General features: G+C 64.6%; 17 protein-coding genes. 10 read left to right on the forward strand and 7 right to left on the reverse strand.

From position 1 onward, the window contains the following. Window positions 1-40 precede the first annotated feature (40 nt). Window positions 41-526, forward strand: coding sequence for a MarR family winged helix-turn-helix transcriptional regulator (locus CEY09_RS02595; RefSeq protein ID WP_035212172.1), 486 nt, complete (start codon window positions 41-43; stop codon window positions 524-526). A gap of 30 nt (window positions 527-556) precedes the next feature. Here CEY09_RS02595 and CEY09_RS02600 read toward each other — a convergent pair whose 3' ends face one another. Further along, window positions 557-1,036, reverse strand: a complete 480-nt coding sequence (locus CEY09_RS02600; protein ID WP_088587413.1) for a nuclear transport factor 2 family protein — start codon at window positions 1,034-1,036, stop codon at window positions 557-559. 31 nt (window positions 1,037-1,067) lie between these two features. After that, entirely contained in the window at window positions 1,068-1,658 is a 591-nt protein-coding gene (locus tag CEY09_RS02605) for a TetR/AcrR family transcriptional regulator (RefSeq protein ID WP_088587414.1), read from the reverse strand. A gap of 372 nt (window positions 1,659-2,030) precedes the next feature. On the opposite strand from CEY09_RS02605, the gene CEY09_RS32255 reads away from it, so the two are divergent. Beyond that, window positions 2,031-2,183 (forward strand): hypothetical protein, encoded by a 153-nt coding sequence (locus tag CEY09_RS32255; protein ID WP_006222077.1) that lies wholly within the window; start codon window positions 2,031-2,033, stop codon window positions 2,181-2,183. A 296-nt stretch (window positions 2,184-2,479) separates the two neighbouring features. Beyond that, the gene (locus CEY09_RS02610) at window positions 2,480-3,214 is read left to right on the forward strand and encodes a spermine/spermidine synthase domain-containing protein (RefSeq protein ID WP_088587415.1); all 735 of its coding nucleotides are present in this window, start codon (window positions 2,480-2,482) and stop codon (window positions 3,212-3,214) included. 6 nt (window positions 3,215-3,220) lie between these two features. Here CEY09_RS02610 and CEY09_RS02615 read toward each other — a convergent pair whose 3' ends face one another. The 4 genes from CEY09_RS02615 to CEY09_RS02630 all read right to left on the reverse strand — a co-directional run bounded on the left by CEY09_RS02615 (window position 3,221) and on the right by CEY09_RS02630 (window position 8,433). Further along, window positions 3,221-5,005: a GGDEF domain-containing protein gene (locus CEY09_RS02615; protein ID WP_088587416.1), complete on the reverse strand. Its 1,785-nt coding sequence runs from the start codon at window positions 5,003-5,005 to the stop codon at window positions 3,221-3,223. A 157-nt stretch (window positions 5,006-5,162) separates the two neighbouring features. Next, window positions 5,163-6,713: a sensor domain-containing diguanylate cyclase gene (locus CEY09_RS02620; RefSeq protein WP_088587417.1), complete on the reverse strand. Its 1,551-nt coding sequence runs from the start codon at window positions 6,711-6,713 to the stop codon at window positions 5,163-5,165. Window positions 6,714-6,882: 169 nt separating this feature from the next. Next, window positions 6,883-7,962 (reverse strand): site-specific integrase, encoded by a 1,080-nt coding sequence (locus CEY09_RS02625; protein ID WP_088587418.1) that lies wholly within the window; start codon window positions 7,960-7,962, stop codon window positions 6,883-6,885. A 39-nt stretch (window positions 7,963-8,001) separates the two neighbouring features. Further along, window positions 8,002-8,433, reverse strand: coding sequence for a MerR family transcriptional regulator (locus tag CEY09_RS02630; RefSeq protein ID WP_088587419.1), 432 nt, complete (start codon window positions 8,431-8,433; stop codon window positions 8,002-8,004). A gap of 260 nt (window positions 8,434-8,693) precedes the next feature. Between CEY09_RS02630 and CEY09_RS02635 the strand changes: the two genes are divergently transcribed. Further along, window positions 8,694-9,755: a DNA-binding protein gene (locus CEY09_RS02635; protein ID WP_088587420.1), complete on the forward strand. Its 1,062-nt coding sequence runs from the start codon at window positions 8,694-8,696 to the stop codon at window positions 9,753-9,755. Window positions 9,756-9,814: 59 nt separating this feature from the next. Here the strand turns inward: CEY09_RS02635 and CEY09_RS02640 are convergent, their stop codons facing one another. Continuing rightward, window positions 9,815-10,000: a hypothetical protein gene (locus CEY09_RS02640; protein ID WP_006222070.1), complete on the reverse strand. Its 186-nt coding sequence runs from the start codon at window positions 9,998-10,000 to the stop codon at window positions 9,815-9,817. Window positions 10,001-10,251: 251 nt separating this feature from the next. On the opposite strand from CEY09_RS02640, the gene ydiK reads away from it, so the two are divergent. From ydiK to CEY09_RS02670, 6 genes are all read left to right on the forward strand, one after another. Next, window positions 10,252-11,376 carry an AI-2E family transporter YdiK gene (gene ydiK / locus CEY09_RS02645; RefSeq protein WP_088587421.1) on the forward strand — a complete coding sequence of 375 codons (1,125 nt, stop codon included), beginning with the start codon at window positions 10,252-10,254 and terminating at the stop codon, window positions 11,374-11,376. A gap of 146 nt (window positions 11,377-11,522) precedes the next feature. Beyond that, window positions 11,523-12,248, forward strand: coding sequence for an RNA pseudouridine synthase (locus CEY09_RS02650; RefSeq protein ID WP_088587422.1), 726 nt, complete (start codon window positions 11,523-11,525; stop codon window positions 12,246-12,248). A gap of 28 nt (window positions 12,249-12,276) precedes the next feature. Beyond that, the gene (locus CEY09_RS02655; RefSeq protein ID WP_234818218.1) at window positions 12,277-13,413 is read left to right on the forward strand and encodes a S66 peptidase family protein; all 1,137 of its coding nucleotides are present in this window, start codon (window positions 12,277-12,279) and stop codon (window positions 13,411-13,413) included. Window positions 13,414-13,542: 129 nt separating this feature from the next. Beyond that, a complete protein-coding gene (locus CEY09_RS02660) occupies window positions 13,543-13,884 on the forward strand; it encodes a helix-turn-helix transcriptional regulator (RefSeq protein ID WP_088587424.1) in 342 nt (113 codons plus the stop codon). Window positions 13,885-13,898: 14 nt separating this feature from the next. Beyond that, on the forward strand, window positions 13,899-15,215 hold the full coding sequence (locus tag CEY09_RS02665; RefSeq protein ID WP_088587425.1) for a type II toxin-antitoxin system HipA family toxin: 1,317 nt from the start codon (window positions 13,899-13,901) through the stop codon (window positions 15,213-15,215). Further along, on the forward strand, window positions 15,212-16,114 hold the full coding sequence (locus CEY09_RS02670) for a LysR family transcriptional regulator (RefSeq protein WP_088587426.1): 903 nt from the start codon (window positions 15,212-15,214) through the stop codon (window positions 16,112-16,114). Before CEY09_RS02665 ends, CEY09_RS02670 begins: the two co-directional genes overlap by 4 nt. Window positions 16,115-16,136: the final 22 nt, after the last annotated feature.

The raw sequence follows: 16,136 nt of genomic DNA on the forward strand, positions 1-16,136 counted from the left end.
GTATTTTATCTTCACGTCAAGATAAATGGAGGGAGTGACCGTGGATAGAGCAAGCCGGGCGGTAGAGCAGTGGAACCGCGAACGTCCCGAGCTGGATGTGTCGACCATGCGCGTGCTGGGCCGCTTGGGCGAATGCGCGCTGGTGATCACGCGCGACCGGATCAATCCGCTATTTGCGCAGTTCGGCCTGCAGCCGGGGGAGTTCGATGTGCTGGCGACACTGCGCCGCAGCGGCAAGCCTTATGCCTTGACGCCTACGGCGCTCTACGAAGACGCCATGATTTCGTCCGGCAGCATGACCAACCGCATCGACCGGCTGGAGAAGGCCGGTCTGGTGGTGCGCACGCCCAACCCGGACGACGGGCGGGCGACCTTGGTGATGTTGACGCAACCGGGGCTGAAGCTGATCGACGAAGCCGTGGTGGCGCATCTGCGCAACCAGGCGGAAGTGTTGTCGCCGCTAAGCGCCTCCGAGCAGGAGCAGTTGAGCCGCCTGCTCGGCAAGTTGTTGAAGGCCTACGAATAGGCGGCGGCGCACGTCAGGATCGCAAGCGGATTACAAGCCGAGTTCAGACAATCCGGGATGATCGTCCGGGCGGCGGCCGAGCGGCCACCGGAACTTGCGGTCGGCTTCCTTGATGGGCAGGTCGTTGATGCAGGCGTAACGGTTCACCATCAGGCCGTCTTCGCCGAATTCCCAGTTCTCGTTGCCGTAGGACCGAAACCAATTGCCTGAATCGTCGTGCCATTCATAGGCATAGCGGACCGCGATGCGATTGCCCGTATAGGCCCACAATTCCTTGATCAATCGGTAGTCCAGCTCTTTGGCCCACTTGCGCGCCAGGAAGGCGCGGGCTTCATCGCGGTTCTTCACGAATTCGGCGCGATTGCGCCAATGCGTGTCCAGACTGTAGGCCAGCGCCACCTTGTCGGGGTCGCGGCTGTTCCAGCCGTCTTCGGCCAGCCGGACCTTCTGCATGGCGCTTTGGTGCGTGAAGGGGGGAAGCGGCGGGCGGACTTCAGGGGTCGATGTCATGGGATGGGCCTCTTGCGTGGGGGGGAAGGGTTCAGGTGCTTGCGGGCAGCAGCGCCGCGGCAGCGCGTTCGGCGCTGTCGGTAATCGACAGGTCGCCCGTCACCAGTGCGACGGCGATGGCGCCATCGATCAGCACCAACAGCTGGCGCGCCGTTTCGTCCGGGTCGGGCAGCGCTGCGGCTTGCGCCAGCGTCAGCACATGGGCCAGCAGCCGCGCCTTGTGCAGGCGGGATACCTCGCGGATGGGATTCGCAGGGTCGCCGATTTCACCGGCGGCGTTAATGAACGCGCAACCACGAAACCCTTCCGACGCAAACCATTCGCGCAAGGCATCGAAGATGGACAGCAGACGCGCGCGGGGCGTGGCCGCTTGCGTCGTGGCCGTAATGAACCACTGCATCCAGCGTTCATCGCGCGCTTGCAAGGCCGCCGCCACCAGCGCGTCCTTGGTGGGGTAGTGCTTGTACAGGCTTTTGCGCGCCACCCCGGATGTCTTCACGATCAGATCCATCCCGGTGGCATGGATGCCGCCTTGATAGATAAGGCTTTCGGTGGCGCGCAGCAATCGCTCCTGCGTGTGGCCTAGCGTATCGGGGAGGATGCCGGTTGTCGTCGATGTCATGAAAGCGCTTTGGGAGAATGATCGTTCTACACTACGGTGCACGAATGGTAGAACGATCATTCTCCGGCGTCAATCGAATTATTCGCATACACCATAACCAGGCTTCGTGGCATGATCTGCTTGCTTTTTCTGTCAAAATTATGCTAATATCTTTTAATTCGCACAAACAATAACAACACTGCTGTGGCTGCAACGACAAAAGCAGCACATCCACACCGAAGCAGCACAGAACCACAGCAAAGAAGCGAACCCCGGCGCTGCCTATTTCCGAATGCCTCCCCCGCGTCCCGACACGGCATTCCTGGCACGCTTGAATTTGGCAGGTACTTGCTCACGCGGGGGAAGCCTGGCGCCTTGCACAGGAGAACGTTCATGTCGCATCAACTCGTTGGTAAAAAGTGGCGCTTCGAGGTTCCGCCCTTGAACTGGAAGGCCCCTGACGCGCATACGGAATCGGAAATCGACGCGGCTCCCGCAGACACCGATGCCTCGGAAGACTCCGATAAACCCCGTCTGTCCGCCTGATCTTCTCCCCTGACTCTCGTCATTCGGCCCGCATTCGCGGGCTGATTCAATCCTGATCGACCGGCTCCGAACGGCGCGCCTTGTGTGTGCTTTTTGTGCACTTTTTTGTGCACTTTTTGTGCGCCGTTCGAGCTTGTCCGTTTGCCCGACGATTTATCCCGTATTTGCCGCGCGCGCCGCTTGCACTTTGCGTGCAGGCGGCGCGTCGCCTGCGCGCAAAGTGCTGGCGCGCGATGCGCGGTCAAGCGCGGCGTGTGCGTCGGGCTGTCACGTTCTGCAGATAGCGAGTATTAGGAATGCCTGAAAACACGTCGAACCCTCAACCGGTTAGGCCCTTCATCTATGCCACGGCGACCACGCGGTCGCTGATGTTCTCGCATGCTGAAGTGCAAAGCCGCATGTGGACCAAGGATCCGTCAGCGCTCAACCTGGAATACACGCGCATCATGATGGGATTCCTGCTGTTCGAGCCGGCGCCGCAGCGTATTGCCATGATCGGCCTGGGAGGAGGGTCGCTGGCCAAGTTCTGCTACCGGCATCTGCCGTCCACCCGCATCGACGTGTTCGAGATCAATCCGCACGTCATCGCGCTGCGGGATTCCTTCCAGGTGCCGCAGGACGACTATCGATTTTCCGTCCGGGAGGGCGATGGCGCCAAATTGATTGGCGAGTATCAGGATGAATATGACGCGGTACTGGTCGACGGCTACGACGTCAACGGCCTGCCGGCCCAATTGACGACGGATGGGTTCTACGCGGCTTGCTTGAACGCATTGGCGCCTGGTGGAATGATGGTGTGCAACTTCCACGCCTCGCATCCCCATTACGGCACCTATGTCGGCCGCATCAAACAACGCTTTGCCGGGTCGGTGATCGAGGTCAGCGACGGGGCCTGCGCGAATAGCATCGTGTTCGCGTGCCGGGGAGACACGCTCAAGCGCTGTACCGGCTTGCCCAAGCGCAGACCGGACGCGATGAGCACCGAGATGTGGTTGCGGCTGGCGCCAACATTCTGGCCCATGCTTGCGTAGCGCGGATCACGCCAGCAGGCGGTGCAGCACCTGGTTGCGGCCATTCAGCTTGGCTTGATAAAGCAGTTCGTCGGCCACGTGGAACAGCTTGCCGGCGTCCGCGGCGTGTTCCCACTGCGCGCACGCGACGCCGAAACTGGCCGTCAGCGTGAACACGGCGCCGTCTTCGGCCGTGACGGACTCGGCCGACATGGCGCGCCGCATGCGTTCAGCCAGTTCGACGGCCTCAGCGGCGGTGCCGGTATGGCAGAGCACCGCGAACTCTTCACCCCCCACGCGCGCCACCGTATCTGATTGCCGCCATATCTTGCGGCACAGCGCGGCCACCGACTTCAGCGCAATATCTCCGCTGGCGTGTCCGTGGGTGTCGTTGATGTTCTTGAAATTGTCGATGTCGAACAGGATGAATGCCAGCACCGGGCCTTCTTCCTGCCATTGGGCGCGGGTGATCTCAAAGCGCGTCTCGAAGGCGCGCCGGTTCAACAGGCCGGTCAGGTAGTCGGTTTCAGCCAGATTGGCCAGGTCGATGATCAGCCTGTCGCGCTCGGCCTCTAGCCGCTTTTTGATGGCGGAGTTCTCTTTCAATACCCGCAAGGCGCTGAAAACCTCATCGACCTCGCCCTGGTATGCGCCGACGGGGATCGGCGCCGGCGGCGTGCCATTGGCGATGGCGCTGATAATGCGCGTGGCCAGGCCGAAGGGGCGGATCACTCGCCGCCGGAACTGCACCAGCGCCAGGGCCAGCGCCGCCACCAGCAAGGCCGTGGCGGCCAGCGTCACCAGCAGCAGCCGCGAGGCGTCTGTCCGATGCGTTTCGATGCTTTGTTCGATGGTGTCCAGCAGGGCGTCGCGGAACTGCACGATGGAACCCATCAACGGCACGTAGGTTGCGGCGAGATCCCCGGTAGAGACCTGGAGTCCTTGGGACGGGACGGTGGCATTCTGCCGCACCTGTTCCAGGTACTGGAGGCCTTCGCCGAAGTAGCGCTGCTGCAATTGTGCGTAGATCGGCGAGGCCGTCAGCTCGGGCCGCGTCGCGATGCGCGAGTTGATCAGGGTCCAGAGCTCATCAATGCGGCCTCGCACGCGCTCGATGCGGAATTGTTCCGCCTCGGTCAAGGTCCGATGCCTGGCCAGCGCGGGCGTGAAGATCGACCCCAGCAAACCCGCCTGTTCCCGCAGTTCGCTGGCCAGCAACGCCAGGGAAAGCACGCTGGGCGCGTCCACCTCGTTGCGCATGGCGACACCGACCTTTCGGCCCATGCTGGCCTGCCATTGTGGAATTAGCTGGACCATGCCGCTGACGACCGCCCAGACGGCGTCGCCGGTCAACTGGTCGCGCGGCGTGGTGATCACGAGGTCGGCCTGGATCCGAGCCAGCGACAGCGCGTGGCGGATGCGCTGGATCTCGGCGCGCGCGCCGATTTTTTCAGGATCGAGCGGCGCAGCGTACAGCGCCAGCAGCTGGTCAATCTGGGCGTCCGTCTTGCCGCGGGCCGCGCGCAATGCGGCCAGAGTGGATGCGGGTACGGGAAGGTCGGCGCCCAGCGCCGCGTTCATCGGGCCGCGTTCGGCCGAGGCAAGTTCCATGACCTTCACGGTGGCACGGATCACGCCGAACGCGTCCCGGGCTTCCGACGAAGACGAATAGGTCTTCCAGTTCTGCAATAGCACGGTGCCGGTCAGGAGAGAGACCAGCAACAACACGCCCACAGCCAGTAGCAAAAAATACCGTTCCAGGGACTTCGGAGCGAACGCGCGGCGCAGCATGCTGATGGACCAGGGAAACATAAAGCCGTAGCAGCGCAGAATACTGTAATTACCCCTGCGCGAGGGTGGGCTTTGGTCCGGGCACGCGTAAATCGATCAAGCGAAGAAATAGTATTTCACGCAAATACAAAGCATTGCACGACTATCGCAAAATTGTGCCGTTTTCCGCAGGGCACCGTCACGTCGCGTGGACCACAACGCGGTTGCGGCCTTGCTGCTTGGCGGCATACAGCGCTTCGTCCGCAGCCTGGAACACCTTCCCCACATCCGGCCCGCAAGTCGGCCACTGCGCGACGCCGGCCGAAACCGTAATGCCGTTCACGCCGTGCAATTGGCGCTCGGCAAGGTGCGTGCGCAACCGTTCGGCAACGTGGCCGGCCTCCTTGATGCCGACGTTGGGCAGCAGGATCAGGAATTCCTCGCCGCCGTTGCGGCATAGGATGTCAGATGGCCGCGAACAGTCGCGCATCAGCTGGGCCATGCCGCGAATCACCTCATCACCCGCCGTGTGGCCGTAGGTGTCGTTCACGCGCTTGAAGTGGTCGATGTCCAGCGCCACCACCGCGAACGGCGTACCCGAGGCCTGCAAGTGCTCGACCGCATCCTGCGTGCCGCGCCGGTTGCGCAAGCCCGTCAACGGGTCGGTGATGCTGGCCAGGTTCAGCTTGCCGATCTTCTCCTGCAAGGCGGTAAAGCTCCAGATCACCGCGCGCTTTAGTCGTTCGGCTTCGAAGTACCAGGCCTTGATCGACTGCACGCGCTGCATCGCCACCGCCACGTCCTGATGTTCGACGTTGGTGGCCAGTTCCGACAAGGGCCGCGAAATCAGCCGGGCGCACCACCAGATGGCCAGCAGGAACGCCACCGCCAAGGGCGCGGCATAGCCGATCAGCGCCCAGATCAGGCCGTGTATGGGCTGCAGCGTAACCGCGGCGGGCCGCTGCGCGATGACACCCCAGCCGCTGATCGGTTCGGCCGCATAACCGGCCAGCATATCCACGCCTTTGGTGTTGACGACGCGCTGCGCGCCCGCGTGGCCTTGGGTGACGGCTGCCACCACCGGGTTGCGGATGACGTTTTCGCCCACGCGGGCGGCGTCGACGTGATAGATCAATTGGCCGTCGCTATCCACCACGAACAGATACGAGCCATCCTCATAGTGGTGCTTGCCCAGCAACTGCTGCAGCGCGCTTTCGTTGCGCAGATAAATCGTGCCGGCGATATAGCCCTGGTAGCGGCCATCGTTGGAATAGATGGGATGCGACAGGTTGATGAGCATGTTGCCGGCCATCGACACATAGGGCTTGCTGATGACCGGCTGGCGGGCTTGCAGGGCGGCGCGGCTGCCCGGGCTGTCGACGCGGGTGCCCAGGAAATTCCGGAAATTCTGCGTGGTGGCCAGGATGACGCCGTCTTGGCTGACGATGCCCACGGAATTGAAGCTGTCGGTCTGCTCCTGCACGCGCGTGACTTCCGCCGCAAGAATGTCTGGCGCATCGACCTGCGCCGCCAGGTGGCGGGCGCTGTACGCCAGCTGCTGTTGTGCCGCCTTCAGGAAGTTGCCCGCGCTTTCGGCCAGTTTGGCCGCGTACACGCGGTTCGACTCCAACGTATTGATGATGAGCTGGTCGCGTTGCACGCGATAGCTGGCGTAGAGGGCATTGGCCGTGGCGGCAAGGGCGCTGAATACGGTGAGGGCAAGGACTAGCCCGCGTAAGTTGATTCGCATTGGGATCTGGGCGGACTAGGGGCCAGGGCAGGCGCGGCGCCGGGCCGCTGGTGTAAGGGTGGGGCGCAATGCCGGCAGGCGGCGCCACGGGCAAGCACCGCTGATTGTAAACATGACAAGGATCATGCGGCGTCGCCACGCCAAGTATTACGGCAGCCGAGGCAGCGATCTATAGTTCGCCGGCGTCCGGCTCGTCCAGCAAGCGCGCGGCGGGCGACCGTGCCGCGGCGCCCGCGCGGAAATAGCCCATGACGGTGGCAACGCTGGCGTGGCCGGTCATGGCCATTGTGTCGCCCAGCGGCACGTTGCGTCGGCCGGCCTCGGTGACAAAGCCCGAGCGCAGGCTGTGCGCCGAGAAGTCGCCTTCCAGGCCTGCCAGCTTGCAGCGCTCCTGCACGATGTCCCGCACGGCGGCGGCGGCCAGGGGTTCGCCGATGACATCGCCTCGGCGCACGCGGCGAAAGATCGGCCCCTGGCGGATGCCGCTGGCGGCAAGCCATGCGTCCAACGCCTGCGCGGCGGAACCCACAATGGGCTTCTGGTCGTCCGCACGCTGTGCGCCCGATTGATTGGTCTTGGAATGCGCCAAGGTATAGAGGAAGCCTTCGCTGGTACGCACCGTGTTCTCGACGGTTGCGCGCACCACTTCCGAACGGCGCCGACCGCCGCTTGCCCACGCGAACAGCAGCAGGGCCCGGTCGCGCACCCCGCGCAGCGTGTCGTCGCACGTGGCCAGCATGGCCTGCAAGGGTTCGCGGGTCAGCGCCTCTTTTTTGGCCGGCGTCATGCCGCGTCGGGCGTAGGCGCGGCGGGTCTTGGCCAGCAATTCCCGGACCGGGGCCGCACGGCAAGGGTTGGGGTGGCCGAGCAGTTCGTGCGCCTTGGAGAGCACGGACAAGCGTTGCAGCAAGGTATTCAGGCTGGGCGCACCCAATTTTCCTTTTGCCTTCAGGCGCACCAGCTCCTGGTCCAGCGCCAGCGGCAACTCCCATTTCAGTCCGTGGTCGGTCGAGCGTTGGGCGTGGTCCACCACGAACTGGATGACGGCCGCCTCGGGCAAGGGCAGGGTGAAGCGTTGGCCGTAGCGCAGCTCGAACCAGGCGGTCCAGTACCGGATGGCGGCGCGATAGCTGGCCGCGGTGTTGGCCGAGCTGCCCTCCCGCATCAGGCCGCGGACCGCGGCATCGGCCTGGGTGTCCAGCGCATGCGGGTCCAGCAAAGGCAGCGAGGCAAGCAGGGTCAGCTGCATCGGGGGAGGGGCGTGGGTCGTGTCATCGGCGCGTTCATTTTAGGGCAAAGGACCAGGGCTTGAGCGTTGCTGACGGCCAGCCTGCATCAATGCCTCCAGTATCGGGCAGGAAGGTTGTTGCTGGTCTGGATGCGCCTGGACCAGGCGGTGGAGGATGTGGGCCGGCGCCGGTGGCTGGCCGCCTCGCCACAACGACAGCAGTTGGGCGGTCTCGTTCATGCCGAAGCCCAGTACGTGCGTGCGCCTGACGAAACGCAGCACCGAAATGTCGTCGTGCGTGTAGCGGCGCCGGGATGCTCCCGCGCGCGCCGCGCCGGCAAGCAGGCCTCGCGCTTCGCAATGGCGCACCAGGCGTTCAGAGACGTCGGCGCGCGCGGTGACGTCTTCAATTTCCCATCGGGGCTCGTTCCCCGGATCCGTGGCCCGGGGCGGGGTTGCGTACGCATGCGGGGTGTGGGTGCGGTCGTTCATATGAGCTCCTGTCCGTAGAGATGAACCCGCAGCTTCCTGCCTTCCATCGGGTCAAGGTCAAGCGCCCGTGGGTCTGACGACGCGTTAGGCGTCGATGTCCTGGTTTCTGGGGCTTTTGTGCGCAGCTTTTCTTATGTATTACGTAAATTATATGTATGCTGTACGATATCTTACAGAAAAATCAAATAGATCACGATAAGGTTCCATTATCGTGACTAATTAAACATCTACTCGGCGGCAAATCACGGAGTAAGCGGAACATGGCCACAGGAATCACCGAAACCGACGTCTGGACCGCCGCGGACGCGTTGTTGCTGGAAGGCGCGCGGCCCACCATCGAGCGAGTGCGTCAGAAGATCGGCCGCGGGTCGCCCAACACGGTCAGTCCGCACCTGGAAACGTGGTTTCGGGCCTTGGGCGCGCGTATCAAGGACCCGGGCGCCTTTGCCGCCGCGCCGGCCATCCCGGACCCGATCGCCCAGGCGGCCGCGCACTTCTGGGAAGCCGCGCTGGCCGAAGCCCGCGCCGAGCAGGCTGAGACCTACCGACGGCGGTGGGCGGAACTGGCGGAAGAAGGGGAACGGCTGGCCGCAGATGCCGAACAATTGCAGCAACGCGAGATCCAACTGGCCAATCGCGAACAGGACCTGCAAGAAGGCTTGAGGGTGGCCACGGCGCAGCTGGCGGCGACGGAAGACCGCTTGCGGGCGGCAGAGCAGCAGTTGCGCCAGCGCGACGACCAGCTCAAACAGAGCCAGCAGCAATTGGAAGACGCGCGCAGCGCCGTGCAAACGCTGCTGACGGAGGCCGAGACGATGCGCAGTCTGCACGCGCAGGCGCTGGAGGCGACCGAGACGCGCCATGCCGCGCACGAGCGGCGTTGGCTGAACGAACTGGACGGCGAACGCAGCGCGGTCAAGAAACTTCAAGTACGACTGGACGAGGCCTTGATCGCCAGCCAACGGCAAGCTGCCCAATTGCAGACGGCATTGACCGAGGCGCAAGAGGGCAAGCGTGCGGCCGAGCAGGGCGCTCAGGCGTTGCGCGGCGAGATCGCAGTCGCGCAGCAACGGCTGCTTGCCGCGGACCGTGCGGGAAGCGATGCGCTGGCCGCGGCGCGTCAGCGCGAGGCGGCGTTGGCGTCGCGCCTGGATGCCGCGGATGCGCAATCGGCGTCGCTGCTGACGCAACTGAGTCAGAAGGACGGGCAACTGGCTGAATTGACCCGCCACCTGATGGTGCTGGCCAGTGAGAAAGCGGCTGCGGTGGCATCAGAGAGGCCCGGCGCTGAGGCTTCGCCGGAAGATTCGCGAGCAGGATAGGCGAAAGGGTTGCCGGCCGGCGACGCGCCGGCAACGTGTGGCCACTGCACACTACAGGCTCAACGCCCGGGGTAGACGCCCTGGAAAGGCGTGTTGTCCGGTTCCCCGAAGTTGTCCGCGTGGTAGTTGGCCTGGTCCTTCGTGGCGGTGCTTGCGCGCGGCGAGCTGGAGCTATATGAACTGGGCGCGGTGCAGCCGGCTAGCGCAAGGGCCAGCAAGACGCCCGCTGTGGTCAAGAGCTTCATGGCATACCTCCTTAAGAGATAGACGCCGTCCGAAAGGTGGCAACCGGAGAGCCCGGCGCCATCGCCATCCGAATCCGGCGGCATCGGCCAGCGGAGCAAGCGTCGTGCCCAGCAGGCATCACAGCAAGATACAAGTGCACGCGGATTTCGGATAAATTCCACACAATCGCATCTACGCGCATCCCCGGGCAGCCGCCCATGGGCCGCGATGCGTCATCGCGCAAGGCGTCCGGCCTTGCCAGGAGCAGCGGGTGAATACACGTCCTACAGTCGATCTTGCCCGAGTCCTGCTTGTTATCGTGATCCTGTCAGCCTTGATGGTGGGCAGCCTTTACATCCTGCGTCCGTTCCTGCCCGGGCTGATCTGGGCCACCACGATCGTGGTGGCGACGTGGCCGGTGCTGCTGGCCATCCAGCAACGTTTCGGCGGCCGCCGCTGGGCGGCGACGGCGATGATGCTGCTGATCCTGCTGTTCGTGATCGTGCTACCGCTCTACCAGGTGATTTCCACCTTGGCCGAGCATGGCGGGGCGATCACAGCGGCCGTAAAAAGCCTGCCCGAGTACGCACTGCTGGCGCCGCCGGGATGGGTAAGCGCCATTCCGCTGGCGGGCCCGCGCATCGCGCAGGAATGGCAGACGCTGTCAGACGCCGGCGCGGGCGGGCTGCTGGCCCGGCTGGAACCCTATCTGACCATCGCGGCGCATTGGCTGCTTAGCCACGCGGCGATCGTCGGCGTGTTCGTCATGCACATGCTGATCACTATCGTCATCGCGGGGATCCTGTATAGCCAGGGCGAGATGGCGTCGGACTTCGTCAAGCGCTTTGCGAACCGGTTGGCCGGCCCGCGCGGCGTGGCGGCCGTGCGTCTGGCGGGCGCCGCCGTTCGCGCGGTGGCGCTGGGTATCGTGGTGACGGCCGTGGTGCAGTCCGTGCTGGGTGGCGTCGGGTTGTGGATCGCGGGCGTGCCGGCCGCCGGTATCCTGACGGCCTTGATGGTGATGCTGTGCCTGGCGCAGCTGGGGCCGTTCTTGCCGATGCTGGGCGGCGTGATCTGGCTGTTCCAGAACGATATGAAAGTGGCTGCCATCCTGTTGCTGGTCTGGGCGGTGCTGGTGGCCATGCTGGACAACCTGTTGCGGCCGATGCTGATCAAGCGCGGCGTGAACCTGTCTTTGCTGCTGATCCTGTCCGGCGTGCTGGGCGGCATGTTCGCCTTCGGCATCGTCGGCCTGTTCATCGGGCCGGTAATCCTGGCGGTGACCTCGACGCTGGTGAATGCCTGGATCGAAGAGGTGCCGCCGCCCGTCGAGCCCCTGGAGATTCCGGAAGCAACGGGCGCCGCGCTGCCCGGAGCGCCTGCCGAAAAGGCGTAACATCTGCCTGACGCTGCGGGCGCTTCGCCCGCTTTTTTTGCACCACCCCGGCAATACTTAATGACGATGCACCCGTTTGTGCTGGCTGACAGCACGCCCGAATCCCTTTCCACCCCGGCCCCGTCCGCATGCAAGGCGGTAGCGCGATGAGCGAAAGCGTAAGACTGGCCAAGCGCTTGGCCACGGAACAGTCCTGCTCCCGCGGCGATGCCGAACGCTACATAGAAGGCGGTTGGGTTGCGGTGGACGGCAAGCCGGTGGAAGAACCCGGATTCCGCGTCGCCCCCGGCCAGACGGTCAGCCTTTTGCCTGGCGCGAAGCTGGAAGACATGCGGCCCGTGACCGTGCTGGTGCACAAGCCTGAGGGCATGTACGCCGACAACGAAGCGGGTTCGGCGCTGGACCTGATCGTGCCCAAGAACCTGATGCCGGGCGACCGTTCCGGCCAACGCTATCTGAAGCGCATGTTCAACGGCCTGAAGCTCGTCACGCCGCTGGAACGCGCGGCCAGCGGCTTGGTCGTCTACACGCAGGAATACGCGATATCGCGCAAGCTGGTGGAAGAGGGCAAGCTCGTCGAGCAGGAATACGTAGCGCAGGTCAGCGGCCAGCTCAGCGAGGGCGACCTGGCCCGACTGCAACGTGGCCTGGCGTACGAAGGGCGGGCGGCCACCCCCATGAAGGTCAGCTGGCAGAACGAAACCCATCTGCGCTTTGCGTTGAAGACGCCGTTGCCGGGTTTCATCGAATACGTTTGCGATACCGCGGGCTTGCAGCTGCAGGCCTTGCGCCGTATCCGCATCGGCCGCTTGCCGATGGCGGGATTGGCCGTAGGCCAATGGCGCTACCGGCTGGACTATGAACGGTTTTGACGACGCATTGATGCCCCCGACGAAGACCATGAACCTGCGTGGAGAGCCCCCGCAGCATCAGCATCCGGGCCGCCGCGGCTTCCTGAAGCAGACCGGCGCGCTGTGCCTGACGGCACTGGCGCTGAGCGGCTGCGCGAGCCGTGCGCCTGCGGGCAGGGCATCGGGCCCCGGTCAGGCTACAGCGGCCAGCACGCCCCCGGCCGCGCACGGCAAGGGCGCCGCCCCGGTTCCCGCCTTGCGTCCCGGCGCACGGGTCGCCATCGTGGCGCCGGCCTCCGCGGCGCCTGGCGCCAGCGACGAGGCGGCAGAATGGCTGGAGGCTCGCGGCTTCATCGCCCAAGTCATGCCAGCCAGCCGCACCCGGCTGGACACGCCCTATGAATATCTGGCCGGCAGCGATGCCGACCGGCTGGCCGATTTGCACAACGCGTTTGCCGCCTCGGACGTGGGGGCGGTGTGGTGCCTGCAAGGCGGGTTCGGGTCGTGGCGCTTGCTGGACCAGCTTGATTACGCGCTGCTGCGCAAGCATGCCAAGCCGTTCATCGGCTACAGCGACATCACCGCGCTGCATCTGGCCTTGCAGCGTCATGCCGGTTTTGTGACGTTCCACGGGCCGATGCTGGGCCAGGACTTGCTGGCCGGCAAACGCGAACCTACGGAATCCAGCCTGCTGGCGATGGTCACCGGCCAGATGGGCAACGGCGCATGGATCGCGCCCCCGCAGGACGCCTTGGCCACCGAACTGGTGCCGGGCGTGGCCAGCGGGCGGCTGATCGGCGGCAACCTGGCGCTAATCGCCGCGCTGACCGGTACGCGCAACGAGATCGACACGCGCGACGCCATCCTGTTCATCGAAGACGTCAATGAAGCCGTGCCGCGCGTCGACCGGCTGCTGGGCCAGTTGGCGGCCGCCGGCAAGTTCGATGGCGTGAAGGGCCTGCTGGTGGGCAATTTCACCCGCCTGGGTGTGCAGATGGATGACGCGCAGGCGCAGGGCCTGCTGTATCCACTGATCCTGGACCAGTTCCGGTCGCGTGGGATTCCGGTGCTGGCCGGTTGGCCCAGCGGGCACGGCGACCCGAACCTGACGCTGCCGTTGGGCGCACGAGTAACGCTGGACACGGGCCGCGGCGCTTTGCGGCTGGATCAGGCCGTGGTGGTGTGAGGGGTTCCTCAGAGTTTGAGCTATTAATGAGTCAAATAGTGTAGTTATGACTCATTAATGAGTCATAACTGAAACACCCTGTGCCTCATTAATCATGCAATAGGGCGGTTTCCGCACTATTATCAAAGCATGAAAAAGAAGATCGAACCCAGCTTCGATGCGGCCGATGCACTCGCCCGGCTAGGCGCAAACCTGCGCACGGCGCGCCTGCGTCGCGCCGAATCGGAAAGCGCGCTGGCCAGCCGCCTGGGCGTGTCCCGGGCGACTATCGCCCGTCTGGAACGCGGCGACGGTGGGGTATCCCTGGCGCTGGCAGTGGAAGCGCTGCTGCAATACGGGTTTGGCGACCAGCTGTTCACGCTTGCCGATCCCGATCAGGACGGGGTGGGCAAGCGGTTGGACGCGTTGCGGCGGCCCAGCCGGGGTGGCGCAGCAACGCCCGCGCACCGCATCGACCCCACCAAACTCTAGGGTCAAGGCTCGGCATGGCGCGCGCCCGCAAACACAAATCCGTTGAAAGCCAGCTGTTTGTCTACGTGGACATCCGCGGCGAAGCGGTCCTGGCCGGCGTGCTGACGCTGGACGACTCGGACGAGAATCACTTTTTTGCCGAGTTCACTTATGTGCAGTCGTATGTGAACGACCCGCGCGCCTTCGCGCTGAACCCTTTGAATCTGCCCCTGATCGACGCCAAGACGACCTTCCGCACGGAAAGCCGCTATGAAACGCTGGGGGCGATCTTCGACGCCGCGCCGGATGCCTGGGGCCGCAACGTGATGCGCGTGGACAAGGCGGGCGCCCGAGTCACCGAAGACGAAGTCCTGCTGCGCGGGCGCGGCATGGGCGTGGGGGCGCTGTTCTTCAGCGCGCGCCGGCTCACGCCCAATATGCGCAAGACCTATCGCTTGCCCGAGATCAGCCAGTTGGAATCGTTGGCGGATTTGCTGACGGACATCGACCAGGGCGTGAAGCCGAAAGGCCTGTACCGCGACATCCTGGGCAGTTCGTGGGATATCGGCGGGGCGCGCCCCAAGACCATCGTGCGCGACGAGCAAGGCGAGATGTGGATCGCCAAGTTTCCGCGCCAAGGCGATTCCTATGACCGGCAACGCGTCGAGTTCGCCAATCTGGAGATGGCCCGGGCGATCGGGCTGACCGTGCCCGAAATCCATTTGACGCAAACCCATCTGGGCGCCGTGCTGCTGACCCGCCGCTTCGACCGGGAGCGGCTTGCGGCCGAGCGCGGCGGCGAACCCGTGGTGGCCCGCCGCCATTTCCTGAGCGGCGCGTCGCTGATCAGCCCGTCGGCGCAAATCGGCAAGCGCGAACTGGACGGCGCGCGCGGCAAGGCCACGTATTCGTACGCGCGCCTGGCGGATGTGGTGCGCCGCGTCTCGTCGAACCCGGTGCAAGACCTGAAGGAACTGTATGCCCGCATGATCCTGAACGTCGCCGTGCACAACACCGACGACCATCTGAAGAACGTGGGCTTCGTGAAGGACGAGGGCGCTGGCACGTATCGGCTGTCGCCCTTGTTCGATGTGGTCACGCAGGAAGGGTCGGCGAAGCATTACCTGCACATCGGCGCGGCGGGGCGCGACAGCACGTTCGAGAATTGCCTGACCGAATACCGCCGCTTTGGCCTGCGCTCCGAAGCCGTGGCGCAGTCGATCCTGGACCGCGTGCGGGAGGTGGTGGCCGAACGTGCCGGCTTCTATGACCGCGCCGGAATGAGCCACGCGGAAATCACACAGGTGGAAGCGACGTTGACGGCATGGCGGCACGGTATATTGCCGGTATGAAAAAGCTGGATATTCCTGCCCTGGAGATCTTCGTCGCGGCCGTCGAAGAAAAGAGCCTGTCGAAAGCGGCCGAACGGGAAAACCTGGTGACGTCCGCCGCCAGTAAACGGGTGGCGGAGTTGGAGCGCCACCTGGACCGCACGCTATTACATCGCCATGGCCGCGGGGTCGAGCCCACGCCTGCCGGCGCCTTGCTCTACCAGCGCGCGAAAGCCATCCTGCGCAGCGTGCAACTGACTGAGCAGGCCATCAACGGCTACTCCGTCAATGGGCAGGCCAAGATCCGGCTGGCCAGCAACCCGTCGACCATCCTGCAATTCCTGCCCGGCGTGATGGGCAGGTTCCTGGCGGGCCGCAGCGACGTCAGCGTGGACCTGCTGGAAGGCCACAGCTACGACATTCCGCGTCTGGTCGCCGAGGCGTCGGTGGATATCGGCATCTACCACGCCGATCATCCCGTGCCCGGCGTCGCGTCGTTCCCGTTCCGCCGGGATCGCGTGGGGCTGGTCGTGCCGGTCGGCCATCCGCTGGCGGACCGGACGGAACTGTTCCTGGAAGACGCGCTGGACTATGACCTGCTGGGCTACTTTCCCCGGCATTCGCTGGACCAGTTCCTGGCGTATGCGGGGCAGACGCTGTCGCGGCCGCCCAACGTCAAGCTGCAGGTGTCCAACTTTGAGACGCGGTGCCGGATGATCCGCGAAGGCCTGGGCATCGGCGTAGTGCCGGAAGGCATCGCGCGCCACTATCTGGCGTCGATGGGCCTGGTGCTGCTGCGGCTGCGGGATGACTGGGCGGAACGCCAGTTCTATGTCTGCGTGCGCGACACGGCGCAACTGGCGCGCCCGGTGGAAGAATTGCTGAAGGCGCTGACGGCACCCGACACGCCGGCGCAGTAACGGCGCCGGCGTGTCGAGACGT

It is taken from the genome of Achromobacter marplatensis (assembly GCF_002209535.1).
GTDB classification, from domain to species: Bacteria; Pseudomonadota; Gammaproteobacteria; order Burkholderiales; family Burkholderiaceae_B; genus Achromobacter; species Achromobacter marplatensis.

Excerpts from the sequence above, each read along its gene's own strand:
- CEY09_RS02600 (WP_088587413.1), bottom strand. The coding sequence starts at position 1,036 with ATGACATCGACCCCTGAAGTCCGCCCGCCGCTTCCCCCCTTCACGCAC.
- CEY09_RS02605 (WP_088587414.1), bottom strand. The coding sequence starts at position 1,658 with ATGACATCGACGACAACCGGCATCCTCCCCGATACGCTAGGCCACACG.
- CEY09_RS32255 (WP_006222077.1), top strand. The coding sequence starts at position 2,031 with ATGTCGCATCAACTCGTTGGTAAAAAGTGGCGCTTCGAGGTTCCGCCC.
- CEY09_RS02610 (WP_088587415.1), top strand. The coding sequence starts at position 2,480 with ATGCCTGAAAACACGTCGAACCCTCAACCGGTTAGGCCCTTCATCTAT.
- CEY09_RS02615 (WP_088587416.1), bottom strand. The coding sequence starts at position 5,005 with ATGTTTCCCTGGTCCATCAGCATGCTGCGCCGCGCGTTCGCTCCGAAG.
- CEY09_RS02620 (WP_088587417.1), bottom strand. The coding sequence starts at position 6,713 with ATGCGAATCAACTTACGCGGGCTAGTCCTTGCCCTCACCGTATTCAGC.
- CEY09_RS02625 (WP_088587418.1), bottom strand. The coding sequence starts at position 7,962 with ATGCAGCTGACCCTGCTTGCCTCGCTGCCTTTGCTGGACCCGCATGCG.
- CEY09_RS02630 (WP_088587419.1), bottom strand. The coding sequence starts at position 8,433 with ATGAACGACCGCACCCACACCCCGCATGCGTACGCAACCCCGCCCCGG.
- CEY09_RS02635 (WP_088587420.1), top strand. The coding sequence starts at position 8,694 with ATGGCCACAGGAATCACCGAAACCGACGTCTGGACCGCCGCGGACGCG.
- CEY09_RS02640 (WP_006222070.1), bottom strand. The coding sequence starts at position 10,000 with ATGAAGCTCTTGACCACAGCGGGCGTCTTGCTGGCCCTTGCGCTAGCC.
- CEY09_RS02650 (WP_088587422.1), top strand. The coding sequence starts at position 11,523 with ATGAGCGAAAGCGTAAGACTGGCCAAGCGCTTGGCCACGGAACAGTCC.
- CEY09_RS02655 (WP_234818218.1), top strand. The coding sequence starts at position 12,277 with ATGAACCTGCGTGGAGAGCCCCCGCAGCATCAGCATCCGGGCCGCCGC.
- CEY09_RS02660 (WP_088587424.1), top strand. The coding sequence starts at position 13,543 with ATGAAAAAGAAGATCGAACCCAGCTTCGATGCGGCCGATGCACTCGCC.
- CEY09_RS02665 (WP_088587425.1), top strand. The coding sequence starts at position 13,899 with ATGGCGCGCGCCCGCAAACACAAATCCGTTGAAAGCCAGCTGTTTGTC.
- CEY09_RS02670 (WP_088587426.1), top strand. The coding sequence starts at position 15,212 with ATGAAAAAGCTGGATATTCCTGCCCTGGAGATCTTCGTCGCGGCCGTC.